Genomic DNA, 14,484 nt, shown 5'->3' on the forward strand with positions numbered 1-14,484 from the left:
TTATGAAGTTTTAATTTCTTTATGAAGTTTCTTTAATTTTATTCTATGTACATGAATAAAAATCTTGTTATTACTAGGAATATAGGTGGCATTAGAAATGTCACTATCCATAAACAAAGTGTTATTCACATTTAATTTCAATCCTGAAGATTTACTTAAGTCTTCAATTGAAAATTCAATATCCTTATGTTCAAAACCTGACCCATCCAAAATCACCTTATAATAATTGTCATTCAATTTTTTTATAAATGAATAATCATCAATATTTGAATTCCAATTCTTTCTCAATTGATGTATTAGTATTCCTTTTAATAATGAATCCCCCATCTTTATCATTAAATTTAGAACTTAATTTTTCTAAGTAATCATTACCAATTCACTTCAGACCAATCTCCTGGGTTATGATAATATTCATCTTTAAGCTGAATTAAAGAGGTTCTTGGTATAAGGGAAGAAGTAATCTCTCTCCAATCGGTCTCAGAACCAGTTTCTTGCTCATATTTTTTCTTGTAATAATATAACGTAGTTACCAACAAGCCCCCTATAGAATTAAAAGCGTTTTTCAAATTTGCTTTTTCAAAATGGTCTGTTCTCTGATGTTTTATTTTATTGTTTGCCGTCCACCATAATGGAGGGTCACTATTTTCTATCCAGTTCAACCAAGGAATACTAGACATTCCAAACCTTGGGATTTTAACTTCTTCTTCTCTGAATTCAGGAATTCTATCAATAATTATTGTTTTATAATTACCAATGTTATTAGCAGGACTATTAGGACTTACTAGGTTACATAGCTTTTTCATTATTACATCAACTTCTTGCGCAGATGTCATAATCAGTCTAGCCAGTTCAATTGAGAAAGTTGAGTTATTTCGTTCAGAAAACTCAACGTATCTTGAAATTAATTCAAAGTCTTTTTCTAAAGCCAAGAAATAATTCCAATGAGTATTTGTAACACTGTAATGTATACCCATATTTACTATAATTTTGTTCGTTTTAAATTATATATAACTTCTTTTGCTTACGTATGCTTGCGTCATGAAAAACTAATAGGTACTACACAAATCGTTATATGTTCGTTTACTTCTTTTTCATTAATTTCTGTAAACTCTCAATTTTAGTTTTTAACTCATCAAAAGTCAATATTTCAACATCTCGACTATTACTTCTAAATAATTCAAAGCTATATTTTTGTTCGTCTGACAAGCTCTTTAAAGTACCTATCAATACTACGCATTTGGAATTAAATGATTCAATAATAGTTTTACTTTTACCCTTTAAAGTCCAAAATTCCTTTTGAAAATTATCTCGTTGATTAAGAACTTGATTTATACAACCTGAAAGATCTTTCCCAACACTAAATACATCTGTTCCTCTGTAGGAAGAGTTTTCTAAAAGCTTTGTCTTATGAGTTTTTATTTCAAGAAATGAAACATTATCACTTAAACTGTTCTTTATTAAAAAGTCATTAAACTTACCATTTTGATTATCTAAATTTTTACCTCCAACATATGCTTCGTCTCTGTGCAATATAACTGGTTGTGCAAAAATTGATGAAAATATCCAGCTATTACTTTTTAAAAAGGCTTGCCATTTTTTCTCAAGACTATCTCCATCTGATGTGAGTTTCAAAAGAGAGTTGTATTCTTTAAGAGTGGAAGCGATATATTTAATATCCACAATTTCTTTGGTTTTTGCCAGAGAGGTACTAGTTAAAAAATCTGTGCTTAAAGAGAGTTTATCAAACAAATCTTTTATTGTTGCTTTATCATCCTCTGAAAATTCATCAATAGAGTTACCCCAAGCGGATAATGAAGTTGATAATGCATTTGGAATGTATGTTTTATCAGGCTTCTTGATATCTTTTGGAAACAAAGCATTTAACTCAATGTGAAGAAGAAATTTAATCTCCTCTTTATTTTTCTTATAAATTCCACTAAATGCTTTATGTAAACGACTTAAGCTACTAGGAGAAAGATGTAATTTTTTGTTTTTTAAATCTATTTTGGTATTTCCTTTGATATCAATTACAACTTCCTCAAAAGAATAATTTTCATCAATATAATAAGCAAAAGGAGAAAGAGTTTTTGTAAAACCATAGCCATATGAGGGAGATTTAAAAACACCAACTGGAAATTTCTTTTTGCATCCTATGTAGGTGAACTTTTTAATAGTTTTGTACTTTGCCCCACCTTCAAAACCTCTCGGGTAATGAATAATCATGTCTTTTTTCTTGAAAACCTCCTTAGATAATTGATCAATTCCTTGTTCAGTGTCATAGTAATAAAAAACTTGCTTAGTGCTTAAATCACGTTTTATTTTTTCTCCTTTAAATCCTTCCATTACTTGTTAAAAATTCCATTTATAAAAACACCCCATACCCAGAGCGAATCCGGATATGGGGTAATTTTTAATTTACGTCGCTTCTAAGTTAAGAAAAATTATTTAACATTAATTGATAACTAATCATTTACCCAAACAATCTTTCGATTCCTTAACCAAAAATGACTCTTGCAGTTTTTTGTTCTCCATATAGAAGGTGATATCGAAAAATTTGATTCATCAATAGTTACTTCCCAACAAGGTTTAGCACCTTGCATCAAATTAAGCATGATTCTTTCTCCACAACCACAAGGACACTTTAGCAACACATACCAATAATCTTCTTTCGAAGGATCTCCTTCAAGATAAAGTGTTCGATCAAGAATATTTTCAGGTAATTCAGAAACTATTTCCAAGTGGTAAACTTTTTCATTTATTTTTCTTGTAAAGAAGCCACCTATCCATCTAAAAAACCTTCTCATATAAATATATTGGTTAGATCAGGCTCTAAATCTCCTACTCCAATATGTCTGTTATCCAATTTCGAAGAACTTACTTCAGTAGCGGAAGTATTTATATCCCAATCGGTAAGATTAATACAGGTATGAGAATACTTACTGTTATTATTATACCTGAAAGGATGTAATCTACTTAGCATTTCATTTACCCCATAGGAAGCATAAGTCATATTTACACTTATGACTGCAGGGCTATTAACTGCAGCATTATCAAAATAAACTTGTCTATTTTTATGTTCTTCTGGAGAAACTCTTTTCAAACTTTCCTCTGACAACTGATCAGCCGTAAACACTTTTCTCTCTAAAAGAGTTTGAGATCCTGGATAAACATAATATATGTTCCCATTAATAGAATCAATTCCACCTTCACCATCTGCAACAAGTTTAACACCAATATCGATTAATGGACTTAGATAATAAGTCGACATCAGGTTTAAATAGTATCGTCCTTCTACGGAATCCAAACAACCAAATATTACATCAGAGCTTGCCAATTCATCCATTGCTTTCCTACTTTCCTGCAGTAAAACTGGATAAACAATTACCTTAGTATTTAACCCAATGTTTTCAATATACTCTTTTAAAACATCTACCTTATATCGACCTTTTTTAGCATCTTGCAACGTAGTGCCAATAATTCTATTCAGATTTTTTTCTTCAACAATATCTGGATCAATTAAAACCAATTCACCAACTCCAAGTCTTACTAACAATTCAATAACTGGACTTCCTGTGCCGGAACACCCAACTACAGCAACCTTCAAGTTCTTTAATAAATTGGTTGTCTTTTTTCCGAATGTTTGTTCATTTCTTTTAAAAGCATTGTTAGACTGAACATCTCCAGCGTGCTCTTCAAAAACTTTAATATTCTCTCCAATTATTGTGGTTTTCTTAATCGGGTAAAAACTCAGATCTTCAGAAATTGACCTACCTTTTACCGAACCATCAGGAAACATGATCATACTGGCATGAGGTAATGATGTATCCGTCCAACCATAAACGCTTTCAAAAAAAGTTGTATCAGAGATATCATCTAATTCGGAGAAATCAGTTGCGAACTTAGGATGTGAATGGAATTTTATAATTCCAAATCCTTTAGTCCTAGCTTTATCTAAGATATCCTCCAAATATTCGGTTTTCCATGAAACAGAATCAACTCTGCGATCACACTTTTCATAAGGCATAAGAAACAATTCATGTACCAATAACCAATTGTCTTTACCAAAATTTAATCTCCCACAAATTGCAAAAGCAAGGGCTTCCAAACCATCTCCTGGATGGAGATGGTTCTTTAGCTCTTGATGCATCTTGCTTGTTAATTTAATATGCATCATAATACTGATTTTAACGTTTATTAAATTCAGCTAACAAACAATGCATCATCAAATCTAAGTGAGATTCGAAATTATCAACTTCGGGATGCCAAGGATTGTATTGTGTCCTATGCCTCGACCAGCGTTGATAGCTCTTACCTTCAATTGATTGATTTGCTAATTGCCTTATCTGTTTACCATCCTTCCTTTGTAAAGGTGGATTGAAGTAAACCATATCTAAGGCAGTTCTGGGATAGTGCGGAGGAATCATAATTGCTACATCGGCAGAACTTACATTGTATCCTTCTGGCAAAGTATAACCTCGAAGTATTATCCAACAAATATTCCTATCCCTTAACACATCAACCTTATTAGGCAACGAGTTCAAGAACTCGCAATCTTCTAAAGGTATATCAAAATCTGATTTCTGAATAAACCCCTCAGTACAATCCAAAGGTTCGCACACAAATCTTTCCGCGCCGCATTGAGTGACATCAATTGCATCATCCGGTTTAACAATAATTTTACCATTTTTAGTAAACATCCTAAGTCTATAATTTTTAGGGTCTTTGTCTACTAACTGCAGTATTTCCCGTCCAGTAATCCTTTCCTTATCAATGGTATATTTTTTACCATTAATTTTGATAAGATATTTATACGTTATTACAGGTTTTATCCCCTCACAAAAACAATCTTCTATATCAATGATCTCTTGATTATAAGGACGTATTATAAATTTTTCGATGCCACATTCGGTCAGATCAACTTTGATTTCTGGTCCAACAAGTGTCTTTCCTTTATGGGTGACCATCCTGATAAAATGAGTATTAGGATTTGTACCTGCAAGTTCATGCAAAGTATTACCGGTTATTACTTGGTTTTTGGTGGAATGTCTATTCTCGTTTATATCGAATAGATATTCGTATGCAATTGCAGGTTTTACTCCGCTGCAAAAGCATTTTTTTAAATCTGTTTTATCTACTTTTTGCATTACGCTGTAGTATTAAATTATTAAATAAATAAGCCCAAAGAAATTATTAACCATTACAAATATGGGCAAGGGTCATAGCTATTCTAACAACCAATTTTGTACTGGTTAGACCAATAAATAAGCGCAATCAAAATTTTATTTCGTTAATAATAATCCGACAGAAAACTCGGATTTGGAAAATTATAGAAGAATATGTACCTTTGTATCTCTAACAATATTAAGGATGACCTGGGTTGCGAGCCCTTGTTTATTCAAAAATAAATCCAAATCAGGTAGTTTTCTGCCTGATTTTTTTATGCCATAATTTTATATATGACATACAAATATAGCATCTTTTTCGATATTAAGCAAATTGATAAAAAAATATTTGATTTTGCTTGTATTTTAAACATTTTTGTTTATCTTTGTTTACCATCATAAGCAATTCTATGAGCAACAAAAGTGATATTCTTTATGAAACTATAGGTAATAATATTAAGAGAATTCGCAAAAGTAAAAAGCTAGGACAGCAAGAATTAGCAAAAAAAATTTCTTTAAGCAGATCATCTCTTTCTAATATCGAAATTGGCAACCATCAACCATCAATTTATACAATATATGAAATTGCTTTAGCGTTAAAATGTCAAATAGAAGACTTATTACCTTCATTAAAAATATACACTACGTCTACAGTTATAGATAAAAAGTATAGAGACATCTATAATTCTTTACCTGAAAATATCAGCGAAAAAGATCTGAATATTTTGAAAGGTTTTTTAAAGAAAGATTAATCATCTTATTTTATGTACACTTACAAAAAAATCGAACAAATTGCTAATGACGTATTAATCAATTATAGCCTAATGAAGGCCCCCGTTGATTTAAATAAATTAGCAAAAAAATTGAAAATCATCATAGAACCTCAAGATTTAAGTGATGACATCTCGGGGTTTTTATTAAAAAAAGACAATAAAACAATAATTGGTTTAAACAAGAATCATCCAGAGGTAAGAAAAAGGTTTACTATCTCCCATGAAATTGGTCATTATAAATTACATAATGTTGAATCGCCATTATTTGTAGATTACTTCTATAGAGGTTCAATGCTAAGAACAAAGGAATCAGAAAAAATTTACAGAAGCAATCATAAGTCTAATAATCCTTTAATGGAAAAACAAGCTAATTTTTTTGCAGCCAGTATATTAATGCCAAGAAAATTAATACAAGATGAAATTGAAAAATTAAATGATAATTTAACTTATGATGACAAATTGTACAGATTATCAGATATATTCCAAGTCAGTACTCAAGCTATGGATTATAGATTAAAAGCTCTTGGTTATTACGATTATGGTTTTTAACAATAAATAATTTCAGTATTAGGCTTTAGAACAAAAAAACGCGGTTTATTCACCAGGAGTTGCCCCATTCGTTGCCCTAAAAAACAACAAAACCCTGACAAACAACTGTTTATCAGGGTTTTTAGTACTCAAGGTGGGAATCGAACCCACACTCCCGAAAGAACTGGATTTTGAATCCAGCGCGTCTACCAATTCCGCCACTTGAGCATTCTTTATGAATTGGACGGCAAAATTATAAAAATATTCGTTTTATACCATCAAATAAGTAATAAAATACGAGCCTTAGTTAAAATAAATTTTTAAATTTGCACCTTGTTTTCTAAAAATAAGTTTTAACTCATTACAATACAACAGTTTACCCATGCCTAAAGCAGTAACAGAAGCAAAATTTTTTGCGTGTAGCCAAAGTACAGAACTTGCCGAAAAAATGGTAACTGCCTATGGCGCTAAATTAGGTAAGGTTATTACCTCTACCTATAGTGATGGTGAGTTTCAACCTTCTTTTGAAGAATCTGTTAGAGGCTCCAGAGTTTTCATCATTGGTTCAACACATCCTAATTCTGATCATCTTATGGAGATGTTACTGATGCTGGATGCAGCCAAAAGAGCTTCGGCAAGACATATAACAGCTGTAATGCCATATTATGGTTGGGCACGTCAAGACAGAAAAGATAAACCAAGAGTTCCTATTGCTGCAAAACTTATTGCCAAAATGCTGGAAACAGCAGGTGCAACAAGAATCATAACAATGGATCTACATGCAGATCAGATTCAAGGTTTCTTTGAGAAACCAGTAGATCATTTATATGCTTCTACTATATTTTTGCCTTATCTGCAAAGACTTAATCTAGATAATCTTACCATTGCCTCTCCAGATATGGGAGGTTCAAAAAGAGCATACGCATATTCTAAAGCTTTAATGAGTGATGTTGTTATTTGTTATAAGCAACGTGCAAAAGCCAATGTAATATCGCACATGGAACTAATAGGTAATGTAACCGGAAAAAATGTAGTATTGGTAGATGATATGGTTGATACCGCAGGTACATTAACAAAGGCAGCAGATTTGATGATAGAAAGAGGAGCAAAAAGTGTTCGAGCTATTTGTACACATGCAATTCTTTCAGGAACTGCTTATGAACGATTAGAAAATTCAAAATTAGAAGAATTGATCGTAACCGATTCTATTCCTCTAAAACAGGAAAGTAATAAAATTAGAGTGATCAGTTGTGCAAATTTATTTGCAGATGTTATGAATAGAGTACATCATAACGAATCTATCAGCTCTAAATTTATAATGTAAATAGTAATTAATAAATTTTTAAAAAATGAAATCATTAACAATCAATGCATCTCAAAGAGAAAGCGTAGGCAAGAAAGCAACAAAAGCCTTACGTAATGCTGGACAGGTACCTTGTGTTATTTACGGTGGAGACACTATTGTACACTTTGCAGCACCAGAAATTGCTTTCAAAAATTTAGTGTATACTCCAGACGTACATACAGTGGTAATTGCGTTGGATAATGGTACTAAAGTAAATGCTATCCTACAGGACATCCAATTTCACCCTGTAACTGATAGAATTTTACACATCGATTTTATTCAAATTTTTGATGATAAACCAATTGTTATTGAACTTCCTTTTAGAACTACAGGAAACTCTAAAGGTGTTCGTAATGGTGGGGTACTACGTTTTAACCTAAGACGTATCAAAGTAAAAGGTCTTGCTTCTAAATTACCAGATGTAATCGAAGGAGATATTACAGAACTTAAAATTGGAAACAAATTATATGTTACTGATGTAGCAAGTGAAGATTTTTCTATTCTACACCCGGATAATACAGTAATTTGTATGGTGAAAACTTCTCGTAATGCTGTGGATGAAGAAGAAGAGGAAGAAGAAGAAGGAGCAGCACCAGCTGCTGAAGCTCCAGCTGCTGAAGCATAGTCTTCTTATAAAAGAATATTACAAGCACTCTAATTTAATTATTAGGGTGCTTTTTTTATTTTTACTAAAATTTTAGTACCTGCTCAAGTTAACATTAATAGAAAGAACTTCTTTTTTGGCAACAACCAGGCTGTACACAAAACATAAAAAACATGTTTTCTATCTTCAAAAAATTGTTTTCAGAAAAAGAAGAAGAAACTCAAGAAGAACTCATGAAAAAATTTCTTGTAGTGGGCTTAGGAAATATTGGCCCAAAATATCATAATACTCGCCATAATATTGGTTTCAGAATATTAGACACCTTAGTAAAAGAAGAAAACCTTACTTTCGAAACTCAAAAACTAGGAGATCTTACTACCTATAAATTCAAAGGCAGAACTATTATATTATTAAAACCCAGTACCTATATGAATCTTAGCGGAAAAGCTGTGCGATACTGGTTAGAAAAAGAAAAAGTACCTCTTGAAAATTTATTGGTAATCACAGATGATATTAATTTGCCATATGGAACTATAAGGCTCAAATCAAAAGGTAGTGCGGGAGGACATAATGGACTTAAAGATATAGAGGCTCAATTAAACACTTCAAAATATTGCAGATTTCGATTTGGCGTCGGAGCAGAATTTAGCAAAGGAAGACAAGTAGATTATGTTCTTGGAGAATGGAGTAATGAAGAAGAAACTACGATGCCTGACCGATTAGAGAAAGGAATTGCTCTTATAAAATCCTTTGCAACTGCAGGAATGGCAAATACAATGAACACCTTTAACGGAAAATAAAGAAATGTATACCAACTATTTTTTATTTTTACAATAGGCTTTATATTTCGTATCTCGAAATAAGCTATAATAATAAAATGAATGCCAACTATAATATTCAATAGCGTCGCACCGGATAACAGGCGGCAAGTTCTCCAAATAATCATGAATATCTTAAACCTGAAAGGATGAAACGCTATAATGACGCAAAAACATATGATGAAGAAATTCCATCCGTGGTTACCATAGGTACTTTTGATGGTGTGCATATAGGTCATAAAAAAATTATTGATCGCCTCATCGAAAATGCTAAAAGAAATAATCTAGAATCTGTGATTCTAACATTTTTTCCGCATCCAAGAATGGTTCTTCAACAAGATTCAGACATCAAATTGATTAACACGATAGATGAACGAATTCAAATACTAGAAAAAACAGGGTTAAGCTCATTAGTAATTCATCCATTTACTAAAGAGTTTTCTCGCCTTTCTGCTGGTGAATATGTACAGCAAATGCTAATTGATTGCCTTAATGTAAAACATGTAATCATAGGATACGATCATCGCTTTGGCCGCAATCGAAACTCTAATATTACTGATCTCGCCTCATATGGCATACAAAATAATTTTACCGTAGAAGAAATCTCTAAACAAGATATTGATGATGTTACCGTAAGCTCCACAAAGATTCGTGAAGCCTTATTAAGTGGTAATATAATTAAAGCTAACTCATATTTAGGATATCGCTACATGTTAACAGGTAAAGTGGTTAGAGGAAAAGCTTTAGGAAGAAAACTCAATTATCCTACTGCCAATTTACATATAGAAGAAAACTATAAATTAATTCCAAAAAACGGGGTATACATTGTACAATCGATAATTGATAGTAAAACATACTTTGGAATGATGAATATTGGTACAAATCCCACCGTTAATGGCACTCATAAAACGATAGAAGCACACTTTTTTGACACTTCCTTTAATCTTTATGAAAAAAAGATTCAAATTGAAATGCTGAAACGTATCAGAGATGAGAAAAAATTTGATTCTGTAGAAGATTTAAAAGAAGCTATGCAGCAAGATGAAGAAGTATCACGTGAGTATATAAATTCTTTGGTATGATAAATAAATGGCTATTTACCCAAATAGACAATAGTTCTTTAATTATTTTTAGAGTATTTTTTGGGTTTCTTATAGCAGCAGAATCTATTGGGGCTATTTTTACCGGGTGGATTAAAAAAACCATGATTGATCCCCAATTCACATTTAATTTTATCGGGCTGGATTTTCTTCAACCGTTACCAGGTGATGGAATGTACTATTATTTTGCCGTGATGGGTATCTTCGGATTACTGGTTATGATTGGTTTTAAGTATCGATGGAGCATGTTAGGCTTTACTATAATGTGGGCAGGTGTATATTTCATGCAAAAAGCATCTTATAACAACCATTATTATCTCTTATTACTACTTTGCATAGTTATGTTGACATTGCCTGCAGGCAACTATTTCTCTCTAGACGTAAAACGAAACCCTGCATTAAAAAAAATCTCAATGCCCAGATGGTGCTTATTGATCATCATAGCTCAACTCTGGATTGTTTACACATACGCTTCTGTAGCAAAGTTTTATCCTGACTGGCTGGATTTTACAGTTGCCAGAAATCTTATGGCCTCGAGAGCAAATTATCCGATTGTAGGTTCTCTATTACAGCAACATTGGTCTCATGTAAGTATAACCTATTTCGGAATTTTATTTGATCTTCTTATTGTACCCTTATTATTATGGAAAAGAACGCGACTCGCAGCTTTCTGTATTAGTGTATTTTTTCACCTATTTAACTCTATCGTATTTCAGATAGGGATATTTCCATATTTATCACTAGCTTTTACCGTATTTTTCTTCTCTAAGGAAAGAATACATCGTATTTTCATGAAGAAGAAAGAATTTTATTCTAAAAATGAAGTTATTATACCATCATACAAAAAACCATTAATAGTTATTACAATTATTTGGTTTACCATACAAATCGGTCTTCCTTTACGTCATTGGGTTATCCCAGGAGATGTTTTATGGACCGAAGAAGGTCATAGAATGAGTTGGCGGATGATGCTTAGAGGACGATCTGGAATTACCAATTTTTATATTGTAGACAAAAACGATCCTAAAAATAAACGAGAGCTTGTTAATAAAAACAAGTATCTATCTAAAAAACAATTACGATTAGTTGGCACAAAACCAGATGCTATGTGGCAATTTGCACAACATCTTAAAAAAGAATACGCGGCCAATGGTAAAGATATTGCTGTGTACGTAAAAAGCAGTGTCTCTGTGAACAGCAAAAAAAGAAAAACACTTATTGATCCAGAAACCGATCTTGCAAGTGTGCCCTGGAATTATTTCACCACCAACCCGTGGATCATTACCTACGATAAGGAGTAAAATTTACTTCGCTATATAAATAAAATATTTAGTGTATTATGCATATAATTTCAGCTAGGAATTTTTGTATACTTTTTTTGTTAATTTCATTTTCCATAAACGCTCAGGAAAAGAAAGATTGGTATACTGTTTTCGGAAAAATTCCTGAAACAATTGATAAACGTTTATACAACGATCTTAAGAATACGAAAAACCTTTTACAAAAAGTTAAGGTTATAGATACTATTGCTGCAATACATATTCAAGCAGGAAACACCGATTCTATATTATACTACGGAGAACTACTTCAAAACGAAGTTTTAGCAGGCAAGAAAGAACTATCAAACGTTGATCTGTATATTTCAAAATCTCACAATATTTTAGGAAAGGGAAAACTCTCTAAAGGGTTATTTGACGATGCTATGAAGCACCATCTTGATGGTATTGCTATTTCTCCTGTTTCTAAAATGAGTAAAATGTACTATACTCATCAATTAGGTTTGGGCGTTGTATACCTCAATCAAAATGAATATGATACCGCTCAATCCATATTCGAAACCTGCATACAGAACACCAAAGATGATGAGATATTATTTTTAGCAAAGAAATACTTAGCTGATGTTTACTTTTTTACAGAAGAAACCTTAAAAGCAAAATCTTATTACCTGGAAGTGTTAGACCATCTAAGCTCCTATCCAAACAACAAAACAGTTCTCGAAACACAATTAAAACTTGGTCGGATAGATGCTTACCAAAGCTACTTTAATCCTGCATTAGAATATTTTATCGATGTAAAAGAAAAAGCTCGTAAAAACAATTTTTATGATTTGTATATAGAAGCTTCAATCCGAGTAGGGATTGTATATTACAAGTTAGATTATCTTAAAGATGCAGAAATGATCTTATCTTCTGCATATGTAAATGCAGTACAATGGAATAAACTTGAATTACAACGAGATGTTATTATGGTGCTCAAAGATCTCAAAGTAGCTAATAAGGACTATGAAAATGCTTATAATCTAATGACTCAGTATCTTTCTATATCCAATGAGATTTTAAAAGATCAGAACAAAAAAGTAGTCAAAGAACTTGAAATCAAATACCAGACATTACAAAAAGAAAAAGAAATATTATCTCTCAAAGAAGAGCAACTACTAAAAGAAAACGAAATTGATAGGCAACGTACTATTAAAAAGGCATTTTTGATAGGTTTCTTAGTTGTACTAATCCCTGTTATTGGATTGCTCTTTCTGTATTTTCAAAAGTTAAAAACACAAGTCGCACTAAACAAGTCACAAGAAGAAGTAAATACCCAAAAAGTATACGGGTTAATGAAAGATCAGGAACTCAACCTGATTAAAGCTACTATGAAAGGTCAGGACAAAGAAAGACAACGTCTGGCCAGAGAATTACACGATAGCGTTGGTGGCAACTTAGCAAGCATTAAATTGCAGCTTTCTAATGCCAACAAAACAGACGTACAACGATCTAGTATAATCAAACAAGTAGATGAAACGTATCATCAGGTTCGAGATTTTTCACATAACCTTATCCCAAAAAAGTTTCAAAAAAACCCAATCACTGTCTTAATAAAAGAATACATCGATAATGTGTCTAATGGCGGTAATCAAAACATATCATTTCATCCATATCCAGAGGATGAGATTGACCAAATTGAACCTCAACTTACAGAAGAACTCTTTAAAATCATACAAGAATTACTTACTAATTGTTTAAAGCACGCAAAAGCAAAAAACATTGATATCTATCTCAATAAACATGAGGAAACTATACAACTCCTTTTTGAAGATAACGGAGTAGGTTTTGAAACTGATAAAGTAACAGAAGGAATTGGTTTTAAAAATATCAAAAACCGCTTAAATGCATTAGAAGGAAAAATATTTGTAGATTCTACCCCAGGCAGAGGAACTGTTATTGATATTGAAATACCTGTGTTATCAGCTGTGTCATCATAAATTGATGGAAGTAAGCTAATTTTTTTTACAACTTATATTTTAACTAGCTTTTAATTCTTGATAGATTAAGTCGTTTTCTATCATTTCTATTAATGCTTTTTTGGATTTAAATTTCTTTTTGCGCACATATCCTTCTGAATATCCCGTTATTTTTGCAATTTCACACATGCTTTTCCCATCAAAAAATAGTGCCAGCAATTTTCTATTGGATTCACTTAAAGCTTGAAAATGTTTTTGATACAAAGATCTACGTTCATCTGTTTCTATAGCATCGATAATAGAAAAGCTTACTTGTTTTGATTGCACAACCAATACATTGTCTATTATTAGTTTTTCTTTTCGTCGTAATTGATTCATCCATATATTCTTACAAATCCCATAAAAATAGGTTTGCAAAGAACTGGATAACACAAAAGGACCTGATTTCAATTTTTGATATAAGATCACCATAGCATCCTGGACTATATCTTCTATATCTTCTTCACGACCAGAATTCTCCAAGATAAACCTCCTCATATACCTAAGGTTTCTTTTATAAAAAGCCTTAATAACTACCTCGTTGCCCAAAATGATCTCTTCTAAGATTTTTTGATTTTTTATATTGTTTATCTTCATCAGTATCCCTTTTTTTAAACAAGCTCGTTATAATTACTATTTTTTTATTTCTTAGTCAACTACCTCGGAGCAAGCTCACGAGGCATCCAGCTGAAAACCAGTTTTTACATTTCGAGGCAAGCCTCGGAAAATTAAACTCCACAATGTGGATTAAATTAATGTGAGTTCGATATAATACCGGAACTAACAAAAGCCGTCAAATTGAGTGATTTTCTTATACCGAACTCACGTTAAATCAAAGCGTATCTACTGATGAAACCTTATGCAGAATAGATTTGCTTTC

General features: G+C 32.0%; 15 protein-coding genes and 1 tRNA gene. 8 read left to right on the forward strand and 8 right to left on the reverse strand.

Annotated features, from left to right (window positions below; translation table 11 throughout):
• From U0D62_RS14925 to U0D62_RS14950, 6 genes are all read right to left on the reverse strand, one after another.
• Positions 1–327 carry a hypothetical protein gene (locus U0D62_RS14925; protein WP_322288108.1) on the reverse strand — a complete coding sequence of 109 codons (327 nt, stop codon included), beginning with the start codon at positions 325–327 and terminating at the stop codon, positions 1–3.
• A gap of 41 nt (positions 328–368) precedes the next feature.
• Positions 369–974, reverse strand: coding sequence for a hypothetical protein (locus tag U0D62_RS14930; protein ID WP_322288109.1), 606 nt, complete (start codon positions 972–974; stop codon positions 369–371).
• Between the two features lie 106 nt (positions 975–1,080).
• On the reverse strand, positions 1,081–2,343 hold the full coding sequence (locus U0D62_RS14935) for a Shedu immune nuclease family protein (protein ID WP_322288110.1): 1,263 nt from the start codon (positions 2,341–2,343) through the stop codon (positions 1,081–1,083).
• A 119-nt stretch (positions 2,344–2,462) separates the two neighbouring features.
• Positions 2,463–2,738: a ubiquitination-like system serine protease family protein gene (locus tag U0D62_RS14940; protein ID WP_322288111.1), complete on the reverse strand. Its 276-nt coding sequence runs from the start codon at positions 2,736–2,738 to the stop codon at positions 2,463–2,465.
• A gap of 62 nt (positions 2,739–2,800) precedes the next feature.
• Positions 2,801–4,174: a HesA/MoeB/ThiF family protein gene (locus U0D62_RS14945; protein WP_322288112.1), complete on the reverse strand. Its 1,374-nt coding sequence runs from the start codon at positions 4,172–4,174 to the stop codon at positions 2,801–2,803.
• 10 nt (positions 4,175–4,184) lie between these two features.
• Positions 4,185–5,144, reverse strand: a complete 960-nt coding sequence (locus U0D62_RS14950) for a multiubiquitin domain-containing protein (RefSeq protein WP_322288113.1) — start codon at positions 5,142–5,144, stop codon at positions 4,185–4,187.
• Positions 5,145–5,572: 428 nt separating this feature from the next.
• Here U0D62_RS14950 and U0D62_RS14955 point away from each other — a divergent pair, with 428 nt between their 5' ends.
• Positions 5,573–5,914 (forward strand): helix-turn-helix transcriptional regulator, encoded by a 342-nt coding sequence (locus U0D62_RS14955; protein WP_322288114.1) that lies wholly within the window; start codon positions 5,573–5,575, stop codon positions 5,912–5,914.
• A 12-nt stretch (positions 5,915–5,926) separates the two neighbouring features.
• Positions 5,927–6,484 (forward strand): ImmA/IrrE family metallo-endopeptidase, encoded by a 558-nt coding sequence (locus tag U0D62_RS14960; protein WP_322288115.1) that lies wholly within the window; start codon positions 5,927–5,929, stop codon positions 6,482–6,484.
• Positions 6,485–6,609: 125 nt separating this feature from the next.
• On the opposite strand, the gene U0D62_RS14965 is transcribed toward U0D62_RS14960, so the two are convergent.
• Positions 6,610–6,691, reverse strand: a tRNA-Leu gene (locus U0D62_RS14965).
• 154 nt (positions 6,692–6,845) lie between these two features.
• Here U0D62_RS14965 and U0D62_RS14970 point away from each other — a divergent pair.
• From U0D62_RS14970 to U0D62_RS14995, 6 genes are all read left to right on the forward strand, one after another.
• Positions 6,846–7,787, forward strand: coding sequence for a ribose-phosphate pyrophosphokinase (locus tag U0D62_RS14970; protein WP_322288116.1), 942 nt, complete (start codon positions 6,846–6,848; stop codon positions 7,785–7,787).
• A 25-nt stretch (positions 7,788–7,812) separates the two neighbouring features.
• Positions 7,813–8,433, forward strand: coding sequence for a 50S ribosomal protein L25/general stress protein Ctc (locus U0D62_RS14975; RefSeq protein ID WP_322288117.1), 621 nt, complete (start codon positions 7,813–7,815; stop codon positions 8,431–8,433).
• A gap of 152 nt (positions 8,434–8,585) precedes the next feature.
• The gene (pth, locus tag U0D62_RS14980) at positions 8,586–9,212 is read left to right on the forward strand and encodes an aminoacyl-tRNA hydrolase (protein ID WP_322288118.1); all 627 of its coding nucleotides are present in this window, start codon (positions 8,586–8,588) and stop codon (positions 9,210–9,212) included.
• 167 nt (positions 9,213–9,379) lie between these two features.
• Entirely contained in the window at positions 9,380–10,312 is a 933-nt protein-coding gene (locus tag U0D62_RS14985; RefSeq protein WP_322288119.1) for a bifunctional riboflavin kinase/FAD synthetase, read from the forward strand.
• Positions 10,309–11,631 (forward strand): HTTM domain-containing protein, encoded by a 1,323-nt coding sequence (locus U0D62_RS14990; protein WP_322288120.1) that lies wholly within the window; start codon positions 10,309–10,311, stop codon positions 11,629–11,631. The genes U0D62_RS14985 and U0D62_RS14990 overlap by 4 nt, the downstream gene beginning before the upstream one ends.
• A 38-nt stretch (positions 11,632–11,669) precedes the next feature.
• Entirely contained in the window at positions 11,670–13,586 is a 1,917-nt protein-coding gene (locus U0D62_RS14995; protein WP_322288121.1) for an ATP-binding protein, read from the forward strand.
• A gap of 39 nt (positions 13,587–13,625) precedes the next feature.
• On the opposite strand, the gene U0D62_RS15000 is transcribed toward U0D62_RS14995, so the two are convergent.
• The gene (locus tag U0D62_RS15000; RefSeq protein ID WP_322288122.1) at positions 13,626–14,201 is read right to left on the reverse strand and encodes an RNA polymerase sigma factor; all 576 of its coding nucleotides are present in this window, start codon (positions 14,199–14,201) and stop codon (positions 13,626–13,628) included.
• Positions 14,202–14,484 lie beyond the last annotated feature (283 nt).

Source organism: Aquimarina callyspongiae (assembly GCF_034322225.1).
Classification (GTDB): domain Bacteria; phylum Bacteroidota; class Bacteroidia; order Flavobacteriales; family Flavobacteriaceae; genus Aquimarina.